Below are 243 nucleotides of genomic sequence, written 5' to 3'. Positions count from 1 at the left end.
GAAGTCGGTTGAAGAGCAGCTAGCGCTGATCAAACGTGGTGCGGAAGAGTTGTTGGTCGAGTCCGAGTTGATCGAGAAGCTCAAGCGCGGCGAACCGCTGCGCATTAAGGCTGGCTTCGATCCGACGGCGCCGGATCTGCATCTCGGGCATACCGTACTTATTAATAAGCTGCGTCAGTTTCAGGACTTGGGTCACCAGGTAATCTTCCTGATTGGCGACTTCACCGGCATGATCGGTGACCC

Annotated in this window: 1 pseudogene; it reads left to right on the top strand. The window is 55.6% G+C overall.

Features of this window, described 5'->3' with window-relative positions:
- Positions 1 to 243: pseudogene (locus SB725_RS33425) on the top strand (tyrosine--tRNA ligase); the annotation flags it as partial.

This window comes from Pseudomonas sp. SIMBA_041, from assembly GCF_046535095.1.
GTDB lineage: Bacteria > Pseudomonadota > Gammaproteobacteria > Pseudomonadales > Pseudomonadaceae > Aquipseudomonas > Aquipseudomonas mucoides.
Note: the sequence above shows the minus strand (reverse complement) of the source record. Positions and strands in the feature narration are given on the sequence as shown.